Annotated in this window: 24 protein-coding genes and 2 pseudogenes; 8 read left to right on the top strand and 18 right to left on the bottom strand. The window is 64.7% G+C overall.

Annotated elements, in window-relative coordinates; genetic code table 11:
- Nucleotides 1-15 precede the first annotated feature (15 nt).
- Nucleotides 16-749 (top strand): annotated as a pseudogene (locus U5A89_RS19330) (YggS family pyridoxal phosphate-dependent enzyme).
- A gap of 139 nt (nt 750-888) precedes the next feature.
- Here U5A89_RS19330 and U5A89_RS19325 read toward each other — a convergent pair.
- On the bottom strand, nt 889-3705 hold the full coding sequence (locus U5A89_RS19325; protein ID WP_338162631.1) for a TonB-dependent receptor: 2817 nt from the start codon (nt 3703-3705) through the stop codon (nt 889-891).
- Between the two features lie 188 nt (nt 3706-3893).
- Nucleotides 3894-4553: a ligase-associated DNA damage response endonuclease PdeM gene (gene pdeM, locus U5A89_RS19320; protein WP_338162630.1), complete on the bottom strand. Its 660-nt coding sequence runs from the start codon at nt 4551-4553 to the stop codon at nt 3894-3896.
- A 65-nt stretch (nt 4554-4618) separates the two neighbouring features.
- Here pdeM and trhO point away from each other — a divergent pair, with 65 nt between their 5' ends.
- Nucleotides 4619-5458 carry an oxygen-dependent tRNA uridine(34) hydroxylase TrhO gene (gene trhO, locus U5A89_RS19315; protein ID WP_338162629.1) on the top strand — a complete coding sequence of 280 codons (840 nt, stop codon included), beginning with the start codon at nt 4619-4621 and terminating at the stop codon, nt 5456-5458.
- A gap of 91 nt (nt 5459-5549) precedes the next feature.
- Here the strand turns inward: trhO and U5A89_RS19310 are convergent, their stop codons facing one another.
- The 4 genes from U5A89_RS19310 to U5A89_RS19295 are packed head-to-tail and all read right to left on the bottom strand — an operon-like array spanning nt 5550 to nt 7591.
- Nucleotides 5550-5810, bottom strand: a complete 261-nt coding sequence (locus tag U5A89_RS19310; protein ID WP_338162628.1) for a hypothetical protein — start codon at nt 5808-5810, stop codon at nt 5550-5552.
- A 5-nt stretch (nt 5811-5815) separates the two neighbouring features.
- A complete protein-coding gene (locus tag U5A89_RS19305) occupies nt 5816-6556 on the bottom strand; it encodes a M48 family metallopeptidase (protein WP_445190673.1) in 741 nt (246 codons plus the stop codon).
- The gene (locus U5A89_RS19300) at nt 6513-6950 is read right to left on the bottom strand and encodes a YcgN family cysteine cluster protein (protein WP_338162626.1); all 438 of its coding nucleotides are present in this window, start codon (nt 6948-6950) and stop codon (nt 6513-6515) included. Before U5A89_RS19300 ends, U5A89_RS19305 begins: the two co-directional genes overlap by 44 nt.
- On the bottom strand, nt 6938-7591 hold the full coding sequence (locus U5A89_RS19295) for an SCO family protein (RefSeq protein WP_338162625.1): 654 nt from the start codon (nt 7589-7591) through the stop codon (nt 6938-6940). The genes U5A89_RS19300 and U5A89_RS19295 overlap by 13 nt, the downstream gene beginning before the upstream one ends.
- Before the next feature lie 56 nt (nt 7592-7647).
- Between U5A89_RS19295 and U5A89_RS19290 the strand changes: the two genes are divergently transcribed.
- The gene (locus tag U5A89_RS19290) at nt 7648-8259 is read left to right on the top strand and encodes an ankyrin repeat domain-containing protein (protein ID WP_338162624.1); all 612 of its coding nucleotides are present in this window, start codon (nt 7648-7650) and stop codon (nt 8257-8259) included.
- Nucleotides 8260-8453: 194 nt separating this feature from the next.
- On the opposite strand, the gene U5A89_RS19285 is transcribed toward U5A89_RS19290, so the two are convergent.
- The 11 genes and pseudogenes from U5A89_RS19285 to U5A89_RS19235 all read right to left on the bottom strand — a co-directional run bounded on the left by U5A89_RS19285 (nt 8454) and on the right by U5A89_RS19235 (nt 15613).
- Nucleotides 8454-8921, bottom strand: coding sequence for an MmcB family DNA repair protein (locus tag U5A89_RS19285; RefSeq protein WP_338163119.1), 468 nt, complete (start codon nt 8919-8921; stop codon nt 8454-8456).
- A gap of 142 nt (nt 8922-9063) precedes the next feature.
- Nucleotides 9064-9729: a cell wall hydrolase gene (locus U5A89_RS19280; RefSeq protein ID WP_338162623.1), complete on the bottom strand. Its 666-nt coding sequence runs from the start codon at nt 9727-9729 to the stop codon at nt 9064-9066.
- A gap of 174 nt (nt 9730-9903) precedes the next feature.
- Nucleotides 9904-10245 carry a DUF1491 family protein gene (locus U5A89_RS19275; RefSeq protein WP_338162622.1) on the bottom strand — a complete coding sequence of 114 codons (342 nt, stop codon included), beginning with the start codon at nt 10243-10245 and terminating at the stop codon, nt 9904-9906.
- Complete coding sequence (locus U5A89_RS19270; protein WP_338162621.1) at nt 10235-10717, bottom strand: PaaI family thioesterase; 483 nt, start codon at nt 10715-10717, stop codon at nt 10235-10237. Before U5A89_RS19270 ends, U5A89_RS19275 begins: the two co-directional genes overlap by 11 nt.
- Nucleotides 10704-11174 carry a PTS sugar transporter subunit IIA gene (locus U5A89_RS19265; protein ID WP_338162620.1) on the bottom strand — a complete coding sequence of 157 codons (471 nt, stop codon included), beginning with the start codon at nt 11172-11174 and terminating at the stop codon, nt 10704-10706. The genes U5A89_RS19270 and U5A89_RS19265 overlap by 14 nt, the downstream gene beginning before the upstream one ends.
- A 197-nt stretch (nt 11175-11371) precedes the next feature.
- Entirely contained in the window at nt 11372-11968 is a 597-nt protein-coding gene (hpf, locus tag U5A89_RS19260) for a ribosome hibernation-promoting factor, HPF/YfiA family (protein WP_338162619.1), read from the bottom strand.
- Between the two features lie 73 nt (nt 11969-12041).
- On the bottom strand, nt 12042-12734 hold the full coding sequence (gene dnaQ / locus U5A89_RS19255; protein ID WP_338163118.1) for a DNA polymerase III subunit epsilon: 693 nt from the start codon (nt 12732-12734) through the stop codon (nt 12042-12044).
- 33 nt (nt 12735-12767) lie between these two features.
- Nucleotides 12768-13361: a dephospho-CoA kinase gene (gene coaE / locus U5A89_RS19250; RefSeq protein ID WP_338162618.1), complete on the bottom strand. Its 594-nt coding sequence runs from the start codon at nt 13359-13361 to the stop codon at nt 12768-12770.
- Nucleotides 13361-14185, bottom strand: a complete 825-nt coding sequence (gene aroE / locus U5A89_RS19245; RefSeq protein ID WP_338162617.1) for a shikimate dehydrogenase — start codon at nt 14183-14185, stop codon at nt 13361-13363. The genes coaE and aroE overlap by 1 nt, the downstream gene beginning before the upstream one ends.
- A pseudogene (locus tag U5A89_RS19240) lies at nt 14182-14789 on the bottom strand (Maf family protein). The gene aroE and the pseudogene U5A89_RS19240 overlap by 4 nt, the downstream one beginning before the upstream one ends.
- Nucleotides 14786-15613, bottom strand: a complete 828-nt coding sequence (locus U5A89_RS19235) for a pyruvate, water dikinase regulatory protein (RefSeq protein WP_338162616.1) — start codon at nt 15611-15613, stop codon at nt 14786-14788. The pseudogene U5A89_RS19240 and the gene U5A89_RS19235 overlap by 4 nt, the downstream one beginning before the upstream one ends.
- 294 nt (nt 15614-15907) lie before the next feature.
- Between U5A89_RS19235 and hemE the strand changes: the two genes are divergently transcribed.
- Nucleotides 15908-16963, top strand: a complete 1056-nt coding sequence (gene hemE, locus U5A89_RS19230) for a uroporphyrinogen decarboxylase (RefSeq protein WP_338162615.1) — start codon at nt 15908-15910, stop codon at nt 16961-16963.
- Nucleotides 16963-17403, top strand: a complete 441-nt coding sequence (locus U5A89_RS19225; RefSeq protein ID WP_338162614.1) for a CopD family protein — start codon at nt 16963-16965, stop codon at nt 17401-17403. The genes hemE and U5A89_RS19225 overlap by 1 nt, the downstream gene beginning before the upstream one ends.
- A gap of 297 nt (nt 17404-17700) precedes the next feature.
- Here the strand turns inward: U5A89_RS19225 and panC are convergent, their stop codons facing one another.
- Entirely contained in the window at nt 17701-18549 is an 849-nt protein-coding gene (gene panC, locus U5A89_RS19220) for a pantoate--beta-alanine ligase (protein WP_338162613.1), read from the bottom strand.
- Nucleotides 18550-18658: 109 nt separating this feature from the next.
- On the opposite strand from panC, the gene U5A89_RS19215 reads away from it, so the two are divergent.
- The 3 genes from U5A89_RS19215 to pgmG are packed head-to-tail and all read left to right on the top strand — an operon-like array spanning nt 18659 to nt 21282.
- Entirely contained in the window at nt 18659-19465 is an 807-nt protein-coding gene (locus tag U5A89_RS19215; protein WP_338162612.1) for a division plane positioning ATPase MipZ, read from the top strand.
- A complete protein-coding gene (locus tag U5A89_RS19210) occupies nt 19465-19902 on the top strand; it encodes a J domain-containing protein (RefSeq protein WP_338162611.1) in 438 nt (145 codons plus the stop codon). The genes U5A89_RS19215 and U5A89_RS19210 overlap by 1 nt, the downstream gene beginning before the upstream one ends.
- Before the next feature lie 3 nt (nt 19903-19905).
- Nucleotides 19906-21282, top strand: coding sequence for a phosphoglucomutase/phosphomannomutase PgmG (pgmG, locus tag U5A89_RS19205; RefSeq protein ID WP_338162610.1), 1377 nt, complete (start codon nt 19906-19908; stop codon nt 21280-21282).
- The last annotated feature ends 68 nt before the right edge of the window (nt 21283-21350 follow it).

Genomic DNA, 21350 nt, shown 5'->3' with positions numbered 1-21350 from the left:
CCTATAGCAGCGCGCATGACCACAGACAGAATTATCGACGCGGCGGAACGCCTTGCCACTTTGCGCGACAGTATCGACCGCGCCGCCCGCCTGACCGATCGCAGCGCCGCTGATATCAATCTGATCGCCGTGTCCAAGACGCACGACGCCGACGCGATCCGTCCGCTGCTCCAAGCCGGGCAGCGCGCGTTCGGCGAAAATCGCGTGCAGGAAGCACAGGACAAATGGCCCGCGCTGCGGGAGGAATTTTCTGGCGTGGACCTGCATCTGGTCGGCCAGTTGCAATCGAACAAGGCCACCGACGCCGTCGCCCTGTTCGATGTGATCCACAGCCTCGACCGCTTATCGCTGCTCACCGCGCTCGCCAGGGCGATGGATGCGGCAGGCAAACAGGTGCCCTGCTTCATTCAGGTCAATATCGGTGCGGAGGAGCAGAAGGGCGGCTGCGCCATTGCCGACACGCCCGCGCTGATCGCCGCCGCACGCGCCGCCGACATTCCGATCGCTGGCCTGATGTGCGTCCCCCCGCCGACATCGAGGCTGCGCCTTTCTTTGCGCTATTGGCGAAGATCGCGCACGAGGAGGGGCTGGACCGCCTCTCCATGGGCATGTCGGGCGATTATGAAACCGCGATCATGCTGGGCGCGACCGACATCCGCGTCGGCACGGCGCTCTTCGGTGAGAGGCCGTCCCCCGCTCGCCCCGTACCGGCGAGCGGGAGAGGGATGATCCGCAACTCATCGCGCTAGGACGGATTGCCATTCAGGAGATGGCGTGACGAAAATGGTGACTTGTCGTGACCCGGAGCGGAGCGACCTTTAAGGTCGTGAGCACCGGAAGCGCGGCAAGTCACCATTTGCAGGCCGCCAGAACTGAATGGCGACCGTCCTAGAAACTCCCGCGCAACGTGATGCCATAGGTGCGCGGTTCGGCCAGATAGGCGGAGATCAGCTGGTTCGCCATCGGTACTGCGGCCGGGGGCGTCCCGCACAGTCCCCCGAACTGGCCCGTAGATGACGTACACGGGCTGCTCGACTGGAGCGGGCTGGAGAAGGCGACCTGGGTATAATTCTGGTTGAATATATTCTGCCCCCACAATTCGATCGCCCAGCGCTGGTCCCGCCCGCGCAGGCCGACGCGCGCGTTGACCACCGCAAAGCCGTCCTGCCGCTTTTCGGGGAACAGGTCGGACCCGGTGTTGAAGTCGCTGGTCATGCGCCCATCGACGTAGAAGAGCGCCGACAGGCCCGATGAACCGATGTCCGGCGTCCAGGCCATGCTGGCGGTAGTGACGATCTGTGGCGCGTTGCTGTTGATCGATCCGGGCAACAGGAACAGCGCCGGGTCCAGCGGCACCGCGCCATTGCCGCTACCCACCAGCCGGTTGGCGAATTTCGCGCGCGCATAAGTCGCGCCGCCCGATACGCGGAAATTGCGCGCCGGGCTGACCGACGCTTCCAGTTCCACGCCTTGGCTGATCAGGCCGGGGCCGACATCGTCATCGTCGCACGTCCGCGCCGCCGACAGCGCGCTGTCGCAGCCATTGATATTCTGCACAACGAAGCTGGTGCCGTTGAAGGTGTTCAGCTGGAAATTCTTGAACTCCTGACGGAAGGCGGCGACGTTCACGCTCCATTTGGGCTGGACATATTTGATGCCCACTTCGAACGCATCCACCTTTTCCGACGCGAAGCGCAGGCTGCTGACATCGGCATTGGTGCGCGGCGAAAATACCGCAGGCACCGCGTTCAGGCCGGTCGATCCCAACTGGAAGCGATCGAGATTATAGCCGCCCGCCTTATAGCCCTTCGAATAGCTGCCATAGAGCAGCAGATCGTCGATCGGCTTCCACGACAGCACCGCGGTCCCCGAAAACTGTCCTTCGCTGATCTTGTCGTTGAGGTTCAGTGCATTGAGGCTGGTCGAGCCATTGCCCAGGCAGCCCAAAGTCAGGATACCTCCCGCCAGCGTCGCCGCGCTGCCCAGCGCCGGATTGGTCGCAAGGCCGGGGAGGGCGGACGACTGCAACGCCGCGCAGGTCGCATTATTATTGTTGAAATCGGACGAGAAACGCTTGCTTTCGTGCGTGTAGCGCACGCCAACGGTCAGATCGAGCCGGTTGGTGATGTGAAAGATATTGTGCGTGAACAGCGCCCAATTCTCGCTCTTTTGGCGGTAGAGCGACGCTACGTCGCCGGTGCCGGACGGGATCGCCGCCAACGCGCGCAATCCGTTGCCAAGCCCGGTGGAAATCGCCCCCGCCTGCGCCGCAGCGATCGGCGCAGGCACGCCGTTGCCGATCAGCGCGGCGGTCAGGCCCGCATTCAGCTGCGCCTGCGTGCCGGTGATCAGTGCACCGGTCGCCGCGCCGCTGCCGCACGCGGCCAGTTGCTGCGCGGTGAAATTGCTGTTGACCCCGGCGCCCGCCATCAAACGACAGGCCGCAAAGCGCCCATAATCCGCGCCGAAGCGGATATTGTCCTGCAAGGTCAGCCGTTCATTGGCGTAATAGCCGCCGACCAGCCAGTCGAGCTTGTCGGCAAAGGCCGACCCTTGCAGCCGCAATTCCTGCGTAAAGGTCTTGAACTGGCGATAGGTGTTGGGGTCGCGGTAGAGCAGGTCGGCGCGATTATAGTCGTAATCGCCATAATCGCGGGATTTATAATCGCGATAGGCGGTGATGCTGGTCAGCTTCGCGCCACCGAAATCATAATTGATCTCGCCAGACACGCCCCAATCCTTGAGCTTGCTGACATAGTCGCGGCCCGGCGTCACATGCAGTTCGCGGTCATAGGGATCGGCGGGGATCACGCTGCCCTGGCCCGCCAGGATCGCGGCGATGCGATTGAACGGCGCGGTGCTATAGCCGCCGCCCGCCGGCCGCCGCTCGCGCGCCTCGATATAGGCCGCGCCGCAGCAGCTTTCGTCGCGATTGGTGTAATCGCCGATCAGGCGGATGGAGAGCGCGTCGGTGGGTTCGATCAGCGCCTGGCCGCGCAGGAAATAGCGGTTGCGGTCGTTGGTATCGCCGACTTTATTGCCCGCGCCGTCGACCAGCTTGTAGAAGCCGTCGCGCTTGCTCCACACCCCGTCGAGGCTGAGCGCAATACCATCGGCGATCGGCCCGGTGACGCGGCCCGACAGCCGCCAATAATCATAATTGCCATAGGTGATCTCACCCTTGGCATGGAATGTGTTTTCCGGCGCCTTGCTGATGATGTTGATCAGGCCCGCCGACGCATTGCGGCCGAACAGCGTCCCCTGCGGCCCGCGCAGTACCTCGACCCGCTCGATCTCGCCCAGTTCGTTGAGGCCCGACCCGGTGCGCGATCGATAGACGCCGTCGATGAACACCGCGACCGAGCTTTCGAGGCCGGGATTGTCGCCGACCGTGCCGATGCCGCGAATACGCGCCGACGCATTGGCTTCGGAGCCGGTGGAGGACACCAGCAGCGACGGGGCCAGTTGATTGAGCGTGCGAATATCGCTCGCGCCGCTATTCTGCATCGCCTGCGCGCCCACCGCCGATACCGCGATCGGCACGTCGGACAGGGGGCTGGCGCGGCGGGTGGCGGTGACGATGATGTTGGCGCTGCCGTCATCCACGACCGGTTGCGGCGTCGCATCCTCCTGCGCATGGGCCGCAGATGCGCCAAGGGCCAAGGCGATGATGGCGGCCGACGTCCAGAGACTCTTGTCTGTCATGATGGTCTATCCTCTCCTGGTCCGCGCGACTTTTTGTCCCGTCGGAACGCCCGTCGATTATGCGGACACAGTCAGGCGAAGGCAAGTGACCCCAGCTTTTCCGTGCCTTTTGGTCAGGATGACAGGCGAATGATCCTGCGCTGTTGCTTATCGGCAACGGCTTAACAATAGCTTTCCGCTACGTCACCTTACGATAACGGAAAGCGCAGCAGCCGGTCCGCGACCGGCACCAGAGCCGCCGCGCCCGGCCCCACTGCCCGGCGAATCTCGCCATGGCCCGCATCCAGCCCCCCGGTCAGCGCGCCGAGTGCGGGGAGAATCAGTTTGGTCGCCGATCCCACGAAGCAGCGCCGCGACACATGCCGCCCGCGCAGCGACAGGCGCAGCTTGGGATGGAAATGGCCGGAGATTTCGGGGGCCGGATCGTCCGCCTCCGCCTCATGCCGCAACCATATGCCCGCGACCTGCGCCTCCGCCACCCGTCGTCCGCCCGGCATCGTCGCCACGCCGACATCGTGATTGCCGGTGATCCACAGCCAGTCCACGCGCTGCGTCAATGCGTGCAGCCGATCGCGCGCGCGCGGATCGAGCCGGGCCGCACCGTCGGCATCGTGGAAGCTGTCGCCCAACGACCAGACCGCCTGCGCGTCGGTCCGCTCCACCAGCCCTTCGATCACGTCCAGCGTCGCCTGGCTGTCATGCGGGGGCAGGAACTGGCCGAAGCGCGCATACCAGCTCGCCTTCTCGAAATGCAGGTCGGCGACCAGCAGTGCCCGCTGCGCCGGCCAGTAAAGCGCGGCCTCGGGCATCGCCATAAAGGCCTGGCCTGCGAACGAAAGGGGAACCATCGCCCGCCTATGCGCCTCTACGCCCCGGCTTTCAAGAGGCGCGGCAAAGGCCTATAGGCGCAGCCATGTCCGCTTGTTCCACCGCCTATACCGTCGCCGCCCTCTATTGCTTCGCCCGCTTTCCCGATCCGCAGGCGCTGGCGGCCGATCTGCGCGCGCACTGCGCCGCGCTTGGCACCTGCGGCACGCTGATCCTGGCGGGGGAGGGGATCAACGGCACCGTTGCGGGCGACGCGGACGCCATCGCCACGCTCATCGCCCATATCCGTGCGCTGCCGGGCTGCGCCGATGTCGATGTCAAATATTCCTGGGCCGACGCTGCACCCTTCGCCCGGATGAAGGTGAAGGTGAAGACGGAAATCGTGACGCTGGGCGTGGGCGATCTCGACCCTGCGACGCAGGCGGGCACGCATCTCGACCCCATCGACTGGAACGCCCTGATCGCCGATCCCGACACGGTCATCATCGACACCCGCAATGCCTATGAAGTGGCGGTCGGCACGTTCGAAGGCGCGATCGACCCCGCAACCCGCTCCTTCCGCGAATTTCCCGCCTGGTTCGACACCTTCGCCGCCGACCTGAAGGCGCAGGGCCGCAGCCCCAAGATCGCAATGTTCTGCACCGGCGGCATACGCTGCGAAAAATCGACTGCGCTGGTCAAGGCGCGCGGGTTCGACGACGTCTATCACCTCAAGGGCGGCATCTTGCGCTATCTGGAGGAAATGCCGGAGGCCGAGAGCCGCTGGCAGGGCGACTGCTATGTCTTCGATGAGCGGGTCGCGGTTGGTCATGGGCTGACAGTGGGCGACTATGTCACCTGCAAGGGCTGCGGCCTGCCGCATCTGCGCGACGCCGCGCACGAATGCGCAGGCGACGAGTCCGGCGTTTGGCCGCACCGGGGCTAGAAGCTCACCATGTTCCCGCGCAGGCGGGAACCCAGTTGAAACGGCTGGACTGGGTTCCCGCCCGCGCGGGAACACGCTGTGCTAAAGCGCATCAACCGTTAGTCTCCACCAGTTCCGCAATCTCGAAATCATACCGCTTCCACCCGCGCATCTTCGCGCCGTCCGCCGCGGCAGCGCGCTTCTTCTTCGCCTCGGCCAGCGAACGGACATGGCCCCAGAACACCTCGGTCTTGCCATTGTCCAGCACTGCGACGATTCGCCAATAATGGGTGAAGGGGTCCGCGGTCGGCCCGATCGTCTTGACATAACCGTCCGCCATGGTCGCGGTCAGATAGCGTTTGCGCCGCGCCACGTCCTTCAAGCCTGATAGCGATGCAGGCCAGCGCCATGCGCGCGCAGCCACGCCCGCGCGGGCCTGGGGTCCGCGCCATAGATCCGCTTGTGCGCTGCGTGAAAGGCCGGGCTGTGATCCATGTGCAGCAGATGCGCCAGTTCGTGCGCCACGGTCGCGCGGCGCACCTCCGGCGGGGCCAGAATCAACCGCCAGCTATAGCGGATCGCCCCGGACGAGGCGCAACTGCCCCAGCGGCTGCGCGTGTCGCCCACGCCGACCGACGCGACGATCAACCCATGGTCCTGCGCCATGGCGTGACTTTCCGTCTCCAGCACCGCCCGCGCCCGTGCGACCAGCCAGCGCTGCACCCGCGCGCCCACCAATTCCGCCGCGCCGCCCAGCAGCAGCCGGTCGCCCTCCAAGCGAATCGTGCGCGTCGCCCCCGCGACCCATTCGATCGTCACGTCGCGCCCCTCCAGCGGAAAGGTCGCGCCATGGTCCAGCCGCGCGACGGCAGGCTGCTTCGCCATCTGCGCGCGCACCCAGCCTTCATGGTCCTGCGCCCAGCCCAGCGCTTTTTTAAGGTTCGCGCGCACCGGCAGCGACAGGCGCAACGCGCCCCGCGCGCTGTCGATCGTCAACCGATAGGCCCGCGCCCGCGCCGACCGGCGCACCAGCACCGGCATCGCCACCCCGTCGATCAGGATTGCGACGTCCGGATCAGAGTTCGCGGTCGACAAGATGATTTTCCCAATCGCCCGCATCGGCCTCCGCGATCGTCCAGCCGCGCACCAATTCCTGCGCGCGATGCACCGCTTCGCGATCGCCGCAGATCAGATAATGCCAGTCGGGCAGGGGCAGCCCCTCTTCGCGCAGCCGATAGGCGCAGGTGCGCGGCAGCCAGCCGATCTGCTTCACCTTGGTCGGGGTCAACCGCACGCAATCGGGCACGAACCTGTGCCGGTCCTTATAATTGCTGCATTGCCCGCTTTGCCGGTCAAGCAGGCGGCACGCGACATTGGTGGGATAGATCCGCCCGGTCTCTTCATCCTCGGCCTTGTGCAGGCAACATTTGCCGCAGCCGTCGCACAGCGCTTCCCACTCGGCCTTGTCGAGTTTGTCGAGCGGCTTTTCCCAGAAATGCGTCACTTGATCCATTTTTCTAGAAAGGCGAGCACCTTGTCCGGCGCGCCTTCGTCCATGTCCGACGTGCCCGGATCATCCACCGGCACCAGCGCCACCGGCTTGCCGTCGCCATCGAACAGATAGGGGGTGCGACTGTGGCTGACCAGATAGTCGTTCGCCCCGGTCGATTTCTCCGGGTTGTAGATCACCACGAAATCCTTGGCGACCTTGGCGATCTGGTCCTTCGTGCCCGTCAGCCCGATCAGGCGCGGATGGAAGGCCGCGACATAGGTTTTCAGGACCGCGGGCGTATCACGCTGCGGATCGACGCTGATCAGCATCGGCTGCACCTTGGCGGCGAGGGCGGGCTTGGCTTTCTCGAACAGCGCAAAGCCCTGCATGATCCGTTGCAGATCGACCGGGCACACGTCCGGGCAATAGGTATAGCCGAAATAGACCAGGCGATACTGGCCTTTGAAATCGTCCCACTTGGTCGGCTTGCCATCCTGGTTGGTCAGGGTGAAGGGCGCGCCGATCCGCGCGCCGGTCAACTCGCCCTGTTGGCTGTCACCGCTTGATGCATTGCCGCCCGGACCCATATTGCAGGCAGCCAGCAGGGCCAGCAATGGTAGGGCGATGGAAGGCAGGATGGGGCGCGCGGCGTCTTTGGTCATGGCATGGCTAGCCATGCCCTGCTAGGACGGGATTTGCAAATGCAACGGGGCGCATCATGAAGACGAAGCTTTTTTCCGCTTTCCTGGGTTCGATCGCACTGGCGCTGCTGGTCCCCGGCCCGGCGCAAGCGCAATTTTCGGACAATTATAATTTCCTCAAGGCGGTGAAGGACAAGGACGGGGAAAAGGTCACCAACCTGATCCAGAAACCCGGCTCCACCGTCATCAACAGCCGCGACGTGTCCACCGGCGAAAACGCGCTGCATCTGGTGGTCGCACGGCGCGACGCTACCTGGCTCAGCTTCCTGCTGTCCAAGGGCGCCAATGCCAACCTGACCGACAATGACGGCAACACCCCGCTCATGGACGCGGTACAGGGCCGGTTCGAGGAAGGGGTGCGCACGCTGCTCACCTACAAGGCGCAGGTCGACAAGGGCAATAATAGCGGCGAAACCCCGCTGATCCGCGCGGTGCAGCTGCGCGACGTGGGCATCGTCCGCCTGCTCGTGGCGCAGGGCGCCAACCCGGAAAAGCGCGACAGCATCGCGGGCATGTCCGCCCGCGACTATGCCGCCCGCGAAGATCGCACCCCCGGCCTGGTCGACGCCCTCGCCGCCGCGAAGGCCGCCGCCAAGCCCGCCGGACCGGTACAGGGTCCGGTATTTTGAGGGCGTAGCGATAAGGGTTGAGAGCGCACGACGGCTTTCGCTTCCCCTCCCGCTTGCGGGAGGGGAAGCGAGACTTAATGAGCGCAGCGAATTTAGTCGCAGCGGGGTGGGCCAACGCAACCTTGCGCTTGCCCCCAGCCCCTCCTGTAAACGGGAGGGGAGAAAGACTGTCCGCTTTTAGTCCTTCACAGCCATCAACGCGGCCAGCCCAGTTCCGCGGCATGATCCGGATCACTAAGCGCCGTCAATCGCCGCGCAGCACGGCGCGCGAAACGCAGCGTCTCCGCCTTGCGCCGGGCGGCGGCCAGCGGCTCGACCGGAGCCGGGCGCACCAGTTCGGCGTCATATTGGTCGGCGACGATCAGGCCGGTGCGCGCGGGCCATAATGCCTCGCTCTCGAACGGCGCCAGGTCGAACCCGGCCGGCACCGCCCAGAAAAAGCGGTCGCAATAATCGAAATAGTCGGGCCATTTCATGTCGCCCAACAAATCCGCCCGGCTGCACTTGATCTCCACGATCGTCAGCCGCCCGGCGCCGTCGATCGCCATGATGTCGGCGCGGCGGCCATTGGGCAGCGGCACTTCCAATATGCCGCTCATGTCGTGGCGATAGAAAAGCCGCAACGTCCCCCGCGCCACTGCCAGCGCGGTGCCGTCGGTCAGGGGGAACAGGCGTCGATCGGGGCGCTACTCATCGCGCCATCTTAGAACAGGAAGGGAACAAATGAAAAGGCCGATTCGGATGAACCGAACCGACCTTGCAAGTTTCGCCAACACGAACCGGCGCGCGTCGCGCGCCCGATCCTCACCGATAGAAGATATGATTGTCGATCATCGCCAGCTTGGCCTTGCCCCAGCCCGGCGACACGCGGCGGGCGTGGAAGAAGAGCGCGCCTTCCGCGCGGCTGTCCCAGCTGTCGTTCGCCGCGATCTGGGCGATGGCGACGGCTTCGCGCCAGCTGCGGCTTTCGGCGCGAACCGGGGGCATGCCGCCGCCGCGCACGAAGCTGAACTGGCTCGGCTGATAGACGACGCCGCACAGGCTGTCTGCGAAGCGGCCGGACTTGGCGCGATTGATGATCACGCGCGCTACGGCCAGCTGGCCTTCCAGGCTTTCACCCTTGGATTCGAAATAGACCGCACCGGCCAGGCACTTCATGTCGCCGTCCAGCTCCTCGGGCGCGCCTTGGGCGTCGACCAGAGCAGCGAGGCTGGTTGCCTGCGCGTCGCTGTGCGTGGAAAAATCGGGGTCGGCCTTCTTGGCCGATGCCAGCGGCTGCGTGACTTCACGCGGCGCGGCGAAAATGACGGCGGACTGCGCGCCGGTCGGGGACGTTTGCGGGAACGTCTGGGGGAGGGAGGTGGCGCTGGCAATCGATTCGCCGGCGATCGACATGTCCGATGCCGAGACGGCAGCGGCGGCGGATAAGGCAAAGGCTGCGACGATCGCAGCTTTAAGACGAAAACTCATTACGGCTCAAAATCATGCGGTTCTTGGCCGGAAACGTCGTTTTCACCGATATTCTATGACGTTCGGCCGCCCCCCGTCTGCGTGTTTACCGGTCCCGCCCCCCATTGGACGATGTCGGCAACCTGCGCGTTGGCGTGGGCGGCCTGTGCCCAAACCATATCGATGAGTCAACGATCAGCAGATCGTTTCAGCGGCGAACCGTTCCGCTTCCGGGATGTCGAGTTCTATTATCCACAGGTCGGGGTCCGACCTGCGGCGGCGCGAGACATAGTCGGCCAGCGCATCCGGCCCTTCTTCAGGCGAAGGACCACAGCGCATCAACGCGTAACCCCCGGCAAAGTTCGATACCCGTTCGAAAAGGCCGGATTCGCGCCCCTTTTCCAGCGTTTGCACCAGAATCACGCCGCTGATCTCGTCGCCCTTGACCAGGATCGTGGCAAAGCCCCCGGCCGCGTTCACCCGCCGCCGCAATGCCCCCACCAGCATCGCGCTGGTGAGCCGCGCCTCAGCGGCCATAGCCCGGCAGCGACGACAGCGGAAATTGCGATCGCATGAAGGTGCCGGTGCCCCGTCCCACCTCTTCGCCATCGCTGTCGATCAGGCTGGCCTCCGCCACATAGACGCGGCGCTTGCCGCTGATCCAGCGGCCTTCGGCGCGGATTCGGCCGGGGCCGATCGGCCGGGTGAACAGCAGGTTGAAGGCGGTCGTCAGCAGGAAACGGTCGCTGACCAGACTGTTGGCCGCATAGAAGGCCGCATCGTCCAGCATCTTGAAATAAACGGTGCCATGGACTGCGCCAGCCGCATGGAACTGGCTTTCATCGACCTCGAAATCGATCACCGACCGGCCCGGCTCGCTGATCGTCAGGTCCGATCGGAACAGGCGATTGATCGGCGCGGAGCGATAGAGATTTTCGAGCGCGCGGAAATGCGCCGCTTCGCCACTGGCGACGGGCGGCCGCTCAGGCGTCGTTTCAGGCAGCGTCACGCGCCCCGTCGCCGCCCGCCAGCAGCGCGTGCAGCGCGCCGGTCGACTGTGCGCCGCGCAACCGGCTCACCTGGCCCTCGTCACGCAGATAGCGCGACACCCGTGCAAGCGTCTTCAAATGTTCCGCGCCGCTGTCCACCGGCGACAGCAGGGCGAAGACGACATCGACCGGCGCATCGTCCACCGCGTCGAACGGCACCGCCGGATCGAGCAGGACGACAACACCGCACATCTTGCTCAGGCCCGCAATCTTGGCATGGGGAATGGCGACGCCGCCGCCGAACCCGGTCGACCCCAGCCGCTCGCGCTCGAACAGCGCGTCGCCCACCTCGTCCGCGTCCAGATCATAGGCGCAGGCGGCCAGCGCCGCGATCTTCTGGAACAACTGCTTCTTGCCGTTCGCCGACAGGCCCGTAGCGAGCGCTTCGGGCGCGACGATGTCGTTGAAAGTAACCATGGTAAATCCGAAACGGCCGAGCCGCGCGGGCACAATCTACGCGCTAGTCCTCGGACTATGAAAGCCCGGCCCCATAAGCCCCCCGCACCGTCAGGTCAACAGGGGGCCGGGGCCGGGCCGGGGGGCGACGGGGCGACTTCCCCCGCCGCGACCCGGTTCGTCAGGCGCGCGGTTGGACCCGCCCACCATCTGCGGCGTCAGGCGCGCGGTTCGACCCACCCAATGGTCCCGTCATGGCGGCGATAGACCATATTATAGGCCGACGTTCCCGCATTCATGAACAGCAGCGCGTTGGTGTTGCGCAGGTCCAGCATCATCACCGCGTCCGACACGCTCGCTTCGGGAATATCGACGCGGGTCTCCGCGACGATCAGCGGGGCGTCCTCCGCCTCTTCCTCACCTTCGCCGCCACCTGCGAAGATGGTATAGCCCGCGCCGTCGATATCATCGATGCTATAGCCATTGGCCCGCTGCGCTTCAGCGGCGGCGGCCTGACCGCTGCGGTCCTTCAGACGGCGCATATAGCGGCGCAACTGCTTTTCGATACGATCGGACGTCTGGTCGAAGGCGGGATGCGCGTCCTGCGCCTCGCCCGACCCCTTCAGGATCAGGCCGGTCATCACATGGCAGACGATGTCGCAGTGGAAGGCGCCATGCGGCGCTTTGCGAAAAGTCACCTGGGCGGAAATCGTGCGGGAGAAATATTTCTCAGCCATCGCCTCCAAACGGTCGGTGACGTGGCTCTTGAGCGCTTCACCCGTTTCGACCTGATGCCCGGAAATGCGAATGTCCATATGTCTTCTCCTTATTCTTGCCGGATCGCCAGGAAGACGGCCCGGTTGTCTGGAGGCATGGATCCGATAGGGTCTATGCCTCCTCCAGCCAGAGCGGCTTGGTCAGCGTCGCGATAAACGCTGCATGTCGCTCCAGCTCCTGCGCGCTGGGTGTGAAGATACGCGCAGGTCGCAAGGGGCGAACCACGGCGCTCGCCGTCAGTTCCACCCCGACGATCTCTTTGTCCGCCTCCTGTGCCAGACCCAGGCCGATCTGACGGCCGCCGGTCAGTTCGATATAGAGTTGCGCCAGCAATTCGGCGTCCAGCAGCGCGCCATGCTTGATGCGATGGCTGCGGTCGATGCCGTATCGGGTGCACAGTGCGTCCAGGCTGTGCTTGGCGCCGGGATGCAGGGTGCGGGCGATCGCGACGGTATCGATCATCCGATCGAGCGACACGTCGGGATGGCCGCACAGTTTCAATTCATGGTTGAGGAATCCGAAATCGAACCGCGCATTATGCGCGACCAGCGGGCTGTCCTCCAAAAAGGCGAGCAGGTCGGCGACTCCGCTGTGGAACAGCGGCTTGTCCAACAGGAAATGGCTCGACAGGCCATGCACCGCTTCGGCCGCGGCGGGCATGTCGCGCTGGGGATTATAATAAGCGTGGAAAGTGCGGCCGCTGGGCACGCGGTTGATCAACTCGATGCAGCCGATCTCGACCATCCTGTCACCGGATGCCGGGTCGAACCCTGTCGTTTCGGTATCGAAAATAATCTCGCGCATCGCCCTCTTCATATCGACTCTATGGGCCAACCCTTATCCACCTGTCTGCGCGCCAAGGCAAGCGACCAGACGGCGCACCTGCGCACGCGTGGCGGTAAAGGTCGTGCCGGTGTGGATGATATGGTCCGCCCGTCGCCGCTTTTGCGAGTCGGGCGTCTGCAGCGCCAAAATCTGGCGGAACTTCGCCGCCGTCATGCCCGGCCGCGCCAGCACCCGCTTGCGCTGCTTCCATGCCGGGGCGGTGACGACGATCACCCCGTCCAGACGCCGGTGCCCATGGGTTTCGAACAATAAAGGAATATCCAGCACCACGAACGCGCGCGATCGATGGCGACGCAGGAACCGCGCGCGCGCCGCCCGCACGGCGGGATGGACGATCGCCTCCAGCGCCTTGCGTTCCTGCGGATGGCCGAACACCGCCGAGCCCAGCTTCGCCCGGTCGACGCCTCGCGGCCCGGTCGTGCCGGGAAAGCGCGCCTCGATCGCGGGCAGCAGCGCGCCGCCCGGTCCCTGCAGCGCGTGCACCTGCGCATCGGCATCGAACACGGGCACGCCTTCGCGCCGCAACATCGCCGCCACCGCCGACTTGCCCATGCCGATCGATCCGGTGAGCCCATAGATTTTCATTAGGGTGCAGCGAGCAGCAGCGCGCGCAATTCCTCATCCAGGTCGCGGGGTGCCTGCGCATCGAAAAAGATATCGAACGCCAGCGCCGCCTGGCCGATCAGCATCTCCAGCCCGTCCAGCGTCTTCAAACCCCGCGCCTTCGCGGCCTTGAGCAAGTCCGTCTCCAGCGGCGCATAGACGATGTCATAGACCGTCGCCCCGTCCGCCAAAGGCGAGAGGTCCAGTTCCAGCAACGGCTGCCCCGCCATGCCGAGCGACGTCGAATTGACCAGCAGGTCGGCAGTGGGCAGTGCGTCGGTCATGCCGATCACCCGGCCCGGTGCGCCGCTACGGGCGAACAGCGCCTGCGCCTTGTCCACGTCGCGCGCCATGATCGTGATGTCGGCTACGCCCAGGCTGTCGAGCGCGAACAGGATCGCCCGCGCCGCCCCGCCCGATCCGATGACGACCGCGCTGCGACCCTTCCACTTGTCGCGCAACAATGGCTGGAGGAAGCCGCCCGCATCTGTATTGGTGCCGATGAGCGGCCCGCCGGTTTCGCTGGCGATGGTGTTCATCGCGCCGATCCGTTCCCGCACGCCGCCCGGATCGTCGGTATAGTCCATCACTGCGATCTTGTGGGGCAGGGTGACGTTGCACCCCAGCCAGTCAGGATCGGACCGTCGCTGCAGGAAATAGGCCGCCAGCCCCTGCGGCGTCACATGGGTCTTGCGATACTCCGCTTCGATATCCAGCGCGTTCAGCCAGAAATTGTGAATCAGCGGGGATTTGCTGTGCGCGATCGGGTCACCGATCACTTCGGCATAGGGGAGGGCGTCGCTCATGCCGCCAAAACGCCGCGCACGCGCAGAAAGTCAAGCAGCGGCAGCAGCGGCAGCCCCTGAATCGCAAACTGGCTGCCCTCGACCTTGCTGAACAGCTGCGCGCCCGGTCCCTCGATCCGGTAACAACCCACGCACCAGCGCAGTTCGGCCCAGTCGGCATCGAGATAGGCGTCGATGAACGCGTCGGACAAAGGCCGCACCGTCATCCGTACCCGCTCGACATGGCGCCAGATCGGCTCGCCATTCAATACGATCACCGCCGCGCTGTGCAGATGATGGACGCGGCCGGACAGCAGGCGCAAAATCCGCGCCGCATCGGCCCGATCGACCGCCTTGTCGATCATCACGCCGCGATCCTCACCGCCATCGCCCAGACTCAGCGTCTGGTCGCATCCCAGCACCAGTCCCCCGGCACCCGGCGCGACACTTTGAGCGCCTTCAACTCCGCCAGCGCATCGGCCAGCGCGCGGGCGTCCAGCCCGTCGGCGCGCAAGGCTTCCTTCGCGGCCTCCTCATCCACGCCCGGCGACAGCGTCTCGAACGGCACCTGCGCCGCCGTCAGCATCGCCTTGCGGCTGGCGCTTTGCGATGCGAGCACGATCATGGTTCGATCCCTTCGGCTAGTTCGCGATCGTTGAACAGGTTGATGATCGCGGCGGCCGCTTCCTCGATCGATCGCCTGGTCATGTCGATCACCGGCCAGCCATTGTCGGCGAACATCCGCCGGGCGAAGGACAATTCCTCCTGCACCTTCTCATTATCGACATAGGCGGTTTCGGGCGCCTGATTGAGCGACAGCAACCGGTTGCGCCGGATCTGGATCAGCCGTTCGGGGCTGACCGTCAGGCCCACGACCATGGGATGCTTCAAGCTATAGAGGCTGCGCGGCGGCGGCGATTCCGGCACCAGCGGGATATTGGCGGTCTTGTACCCGCGATTGGCAAGATAGATCGACGTCGGCGTCTTGGATGCACGCGATACGCCCGCCAGCAATATATCGGCCTCTTCCCAATTTTCATGGCCCACGCCATCGTCATGGGCGATAGTGAACTGGATCGCCTCGATCCGGGCGAAATAGGCTTCGTCCAATATATGTTTGCGCCCGGGCCGCGTCCGCGTTTCCTGCCCCAATATGTTGGAGAGCGCATCGGCCACGCTGTCGAGCGCGGCGACATGGGGCAGGCCCAGCGCCCGGCACCGCGTCTCCAGCCGCCGCCGCAGCATATGGTTGGTCAGGGTGAACAGCACCAGCCCCGGATTGGCGCTGATCTCCTCCATGATCCGGTCGAGATGGACTTCGGACCGCACCATCGGCCAGAAATGCCGGATCGCTTCGACATTTTCGAAAAGGCCGATCGCCGCCTTGGCGATATTCTCCAGCGTTTCGCCGGTGGAGTCAGACAGAAGATGCAGGTGGATGCGCGCCATGGGCCTATCTCTGTGGGTAGGCTGTGGATAAAGCAAGGGAGGAAATGGGGGATAAAAACCCCGCTTTCCGCCGTCCCCATAGACGGAAAACTTATCCACACGCCCCCAACAGACCCCCAATTCCATCCACAGCCTGTGGATAATGGGGATGACTGGACTGACTCGGACCGCAAAGCGTGGGTCGCTTGAGTCAAGCTGTTGGCAAATCCGGGCGCAACGCATAAACCCCGCTGCCAACCGACCTACTATCTCCATCATCCCTATAAAATCTTAATTATAAGAGAGAGAGTCACGATGACCCCCGACGCGCCGAGCGACCGTCCAGCCAAACCGCTCATGGCCGTCCTTCAGGGGGAACGCCCCGCCGTGCCGCCGATGTGGCTGATGCGCCAGGCGGGCCGCTATCTGCCCGAATATCGCGCACTCCGGGCGGAAAAGGGCGGCTTCCTCGAACTCGTCTATGACAGCCCGGCCGCCGCCGAAGTCACGCTCCAGCCGTTGCGCCGTTTCGGCTTCGACGGCGCGATCCTCTTTTCCGACATCTTGATCGTCCCCTATGCCATGGGACAGAATTTGTGGTTCGAGGCAGGCGAAGGCCCACGCCTCGCCCCGATCCTGGCCGACACCGACCTTGCCACGCTGACACCCGATTTCACCCGGTTTGAGGCTGTCTATGAAACGGTGCGGCAGGTGAAGGCGGCGCTGGACCCCTCGGTCACCTTCCTGGGCTTTGCAGGCAGCCCTTGGACGGTCGCGACCTATATGGTGGCGGGGCAGGGCAGCAAGGATCACGGCCTCGCCCGCCGCATGGCCTATAACCAACCCGATCGCTTCGCAGCGCTGATCGACGCGATCATCGACGCCACCGTCGTCTATCTCTCCGGCCAGATCGACGCGGGCGTGGAGGCGGTGCAACTGTTCGACAGCTGGGCCGGCAGCCTGTCGCCCGCCCAGTTCCAGCGCTGGGTGATCGAACCGAACAAGCGGATCGTCGCAAAGCTGAAAGCGCTGCACCCGACCATCCCCATCATCGGCTTCCCCAAGGGCGCGGGCGCAAAGCTGGCCGATTATGCCGCGCAAACCGGCGTCGATGCGGTCGGCGTGGACGAAACCATCGATCCGCACTGGGCGAACCAAGCGCTGCCCCACGGCATGCCGGTACAGGGCAATCTCGATCCGCTGGCGCTGATCGCCGGGGGCCGCGCCGTGGAGGAGGCGGTCGACACGATCCGCGCCGCCTTCGCAGATCGCCCGCATATCATGAATCTGGGCCATGGCATTTTGCCCGACACCCCCATTGCGCATGTCGAAGCACTCATTAGCTATGTGCGACAAGGAGACCGGGAATAATGGCCTTTCTAGGCGCTGCCTATCTGTGGGTGAAAGCGGCCCATGTCATCTTCGTCATCTTCCTGATGGCGGGGCTGTTCATGATGCCGCGCTTCTTCGTCTATCATCAGGAAACCGCGCCCGGATCGCCCGAAGACCTGAAGTGGATCGAGCGGGAGGCGCGCCTGCTCAAGATCATCCTCAACCCCTCGCTCGCCCTGGTCTGGCTGTTCGGCCTGATGCTGATGGTCGAAATCGGCGCTTGGAGCTTCGGCTGGTTCCATTTGAAACTGCTCTTCGTCCTGGGTCTTTCGGGCTATCATGGCTGGATCGCGGGCTACACGAAGAAGCTGGCGAAAGGCCAACGCCCGCTCAGCGACAAGCAACTGCGCATGATGAACGAAATCCCCGGCGTCGCCGCTGCCGTCATCGTCATCGCCGTAATCGTGAAGCCCTTCTAGGCGGGTCGTGCTCCTGCGCAGGCAGGAGCCCAGTCCAGACCGTGGAACTGGGTTCCCGCCTGCGCGGGAACACTCTGTCCTACGCGCAGTCTCTTTGCTATTTTTTTGACGCCGATGTCCAAATAGGATCATGCCGACGCAACAAAATATCAAAATCAGCGGGAAAAGTGCGAAGTTAAGCAGGATCGACCGCGATATTGTCCGCCTTCCAACGTGCTCCCGCGCAGGCGGGAGCCCAGTTCAAAGCCCGCAACCGGGTGTCGCCTTGGCGGCAAGATGCTACCCTACGAATACTCGTCAAAACCCAGGATCGACCGCGATATTGTCGATCAGCCGGGTTGTCCCCAGCCGCGCCGCGCCCAGCAATCGCGCGGGCCGGTCCAGCACCGCCATCGGCTCCAGCGTCGCCGCGTCGCACAGGGACACATAATCGATCGGCCCAAAGCCATGGGCCGCCAGCGCCGCGATCGCCTGCGCCAGCGCGCCTGCGACCGGCTCGCCCCGCTCCATCTGCCGCTTCGCCTCGCCCAGCGCGCGGGGCAGGGCGAGCGCCGCCTTGCGTTCTTCATCGCTCAGATAGGCGTTGCGCGACGACAGCGCCAGGCCATCCTCGGCCCGCTGCGTCGGCAGTCCGACGATCTCGACGCCCAGATCCAGATCCGCAACGAAACGGCGGATCACGGCCAGCTGCTGATAATCTTTCTCACCAAAGATCGCGACGTCGGGCCGCACCTGGTTGAACAATTTCGTGACCACCGTCGCCACGCCATCGAAGTGACCCGGCCGCGCCGCGCCGTCTAGCCCGTCGCTGATCCCCGATACGCCGATATTGGTCGCAAACCCTGTGGGATACATGACCGCCACGGTGGGCGCCCACAGGATATCGACACCAGCGGCCGCCAGCATCTGCGCGTCCTTGGCCTCGCGCCGCGGATAGGCGTCCAGATCTTCGTTCGGCCCGAACTGTTTGGGATTGACGAAGATCGACACGACGACATGCCGCCCATGCCGCCGCGCTTCCTCCACCAGCGCCATATGCCCATCATGCAAGGCGCCCATGGTCGGCACCAATACCAGCGGCTTTCCGTCGCTTTTCAACGCATCGACGGCAGCACGAAGGGCGGGGATATCACGCAGCGTTTGCACGGAAGGAACGGCTCCGATAAGGGCGAAAGCATAGGGGCAGTCCAGCTAGGCTCGAGCCGGCGCGACCGTCAACACACATTGCGACAATCAACGGGGTCAACCGGGGCAAATGGGCAATCCGCAGCCGCATCTCATCGTCTTCGCCAATGAAAAGGGCGGCACCGGCAAGTCGACCACGGCGGTCCACACCGCCATCGCCTTGAGCGCGCTGGGCCACCGCGTCGGCATGATCGACCTCGATCCGCGCCAGCGCACCGTTACGCGCTATATGGAAAATCGCCTGGATACCGCGCGTCGTCGCGGCATCGACCTGCCCACGCCCGATTTCGCCGTCTTCACCGGCGACAGCATCGACGCGCTGGACGATCAGGTCGTTACATTGGCGGCAGACAAGGATTTCCTGGTGGTCGACACGCCCGGCCGCGACGATGTCTTTGCGCGCCATCTGGCCCCCCATGCCAAGACTTTGGTCACGCCGATGAACGACAGTTTCGTGGATTTCGACCTGATCGGCCAGGTCGATCCCGAAACCTTCAAGGTCCGTCGTCTGTCCTTCTATTCCGAACTCATTTTCGAAGCGCGCAAGGCGCGGGCGAAGGTCGATGGCGTGTCGATCGACTGGGTGGTGCTGCGCAACCGCGTCCAGCATCATGACGCCCGCAACAAGAAGCGGGTCGGCGACGCGCTGATGGAATTGTCCCGCCGCGTCGGCTTTCGCGTGATTCCCGGCCTGTCGGAACGCGTCATCTTCCGCGAACTCTTCCCCTCGGGCCTGACCCTGCTTGACAAGGGGCATCTGGGCGAACTGGGCGTCAGCCACATCGCCGCGCGCCAGGAATTGCGTGAGATGGTGGCGGGCCTCGCCCTGCCGACGCGCGATGGCATGACATCCGTGGATCTGCTTGGCGCGGCCTGATGGGCATTTTCGCTCTTGTGCTGGCCGCCGTGGCGATCTGGCTGATCTGGACGGGAAAGCTGCAACGCATGACGGCAAAGGATGGCATGGCATTGGGCGCAGCGCTGGTAGGCGCGGTGCTGGCGGCGAAGGGAAAGCCGGTGATCGGCGCGCCCTTGCTGATCGGCGCGGCGCTCTTCTTCGCCAAGCAGGGTAACGCCAAGGCAAAGGCGAAGGCGCGCAAACGCCCCGCAATGCCCGCCCCGCCGCCGCAGGTGGACGCCGACGTGGCGAAGGCGCGTGCGCTGCTGGGCGTGGGGGCCGATGCCGACGCCCCCACCATCCGCGCCGCCCATCGCCGCCTGATCGCGTCGGTCCATCCCGACAAGGGCGGCACCGAAGCGCTGGCCGCCCAGATCAACGCCGCGCGCGACCTGTTGCTCGACGAGCAGCCCTGACGGGTGACCCACCGCTTCGCCCCGACGCTGCTGCGCGACTATGATCTGCGCGGCCGGGTGGGGGACACGCTCCACGAAGCCGACGCCTGGGCGCTGGGCCGCAGCTTCGGCACCATCGTCGCCCGCGCCGGGGGGCGTCGCATCGCGGTCGGCTATGATGGGCGATTGAGTTCACCGATGCTGGAATCCGCGCTGGTGGCGGGCCTTGTCGACACCGGCATCGACGTGCTGCGTATCGGCCTTGGCCCCACGCCCATGCTATATCATGCCGAAACGGCGTGCGATGTGGATGGCGGCATTCAGATAACCGGCAGCCATAATCCCGGCGACCAGAATGGCTTCAAGCTGGTGCACGGCCATGCGCCCTTTTTCGGCCCGGACATCCAGCGGCTGGGCGTGATGGCGGCGGCGGGCGATTGGGAACGGGGCGCGGGCGTGGTCGAAACGATCGCCATCATGGACGCCTATGTCGCGCGCCTGATGCAGGGGTTCGACGGCCCGGCCTGCCGCATCGGCTGGGACGCGGGCAATGGCGCCGCCGGTCCGGTGGTCGAGCAACTTACGCAACTGCTCCCCGGTGAGCATCATCTGCTCTTCACCGATATAGACGGTCATTTTCCCCATCATCATCCCGATCCTTCCGTCGACGCCAATCTGGCCGACCTGCGCACGCTCGTCCTGGCCAAGCAGCTCGATTTCGGTGTGGCTTTCGACGGCGATGGCGACCGCATCGGCGTGATCGACGGGCAGGGCCGGACGATCGCGGGCGACGCGCTGCTGGCGCTCTTGGCCGAACCGGTGCTGAAAAACCACCCCGGTGCGCACATCGTGGCGGATGTGAAGACCAGCCGGACCGTGTTCGACCGCATCGCCGCGCTGGGCGGCAGGCCCGACATGTGGAAGACCGGCCACAGCCATATCAAGTCCAGAATGAAGCAGATTGGTGGCATTCTGGGCGGGGAAACCACCGGCCATCTCTTTTTCGCCGACGATTATCCCGGCTATGACGATGGTCTCTACGCCGCCGTCCGCCTGATCCGCGCCGTGGGATCGCTTGGGCAAAGCGTCACCGCGCTGCATGACGCGATGCCCGTCAGCGTCATCACCCCGGAATGGCGCTTCCCTATCGATGAAGCGCGCAAATTCGCCGTGGTGGAGGAGATACGCCTTCGCCTGCAAGCAGCCGACGCGGATGTTTGCGCGATCGATGGCGTGCGGGTGCAGACGCCCGACGGCTGGTGGCTGCTCCGAGCCTCCAATACCGAAGCCGCGCTGGTGGCCCGCGCCGAATTGAGCGACCATCCCGGCCTGACGCGCCTGATCGCCCAGATGGACGAACAACTGGCTGATTCGGGGGTAAGTCGCGCTCACGCACCGTGAAAATCGCTTTTTCGCAGCGGCCGAATGACAGCCTTGTCACATTTTTCCCGCCATCTTCCCTTACGGAA

Source organism: Sphingobium sp. HWE2-09 (assembly GCF_035989265.1).
Classification (GTDB): domain Bacteria; phylum Pseudomonadota; class Alphaproteobacteria; order Sphingomonadales; family Sphingomonadaceae; genus Sphingobium.
The sequence above is the reverse complement of the archived record's forward strand: the minus strand, read 5'-3'. Positions and strand labels throughout refer to the sequence as shown.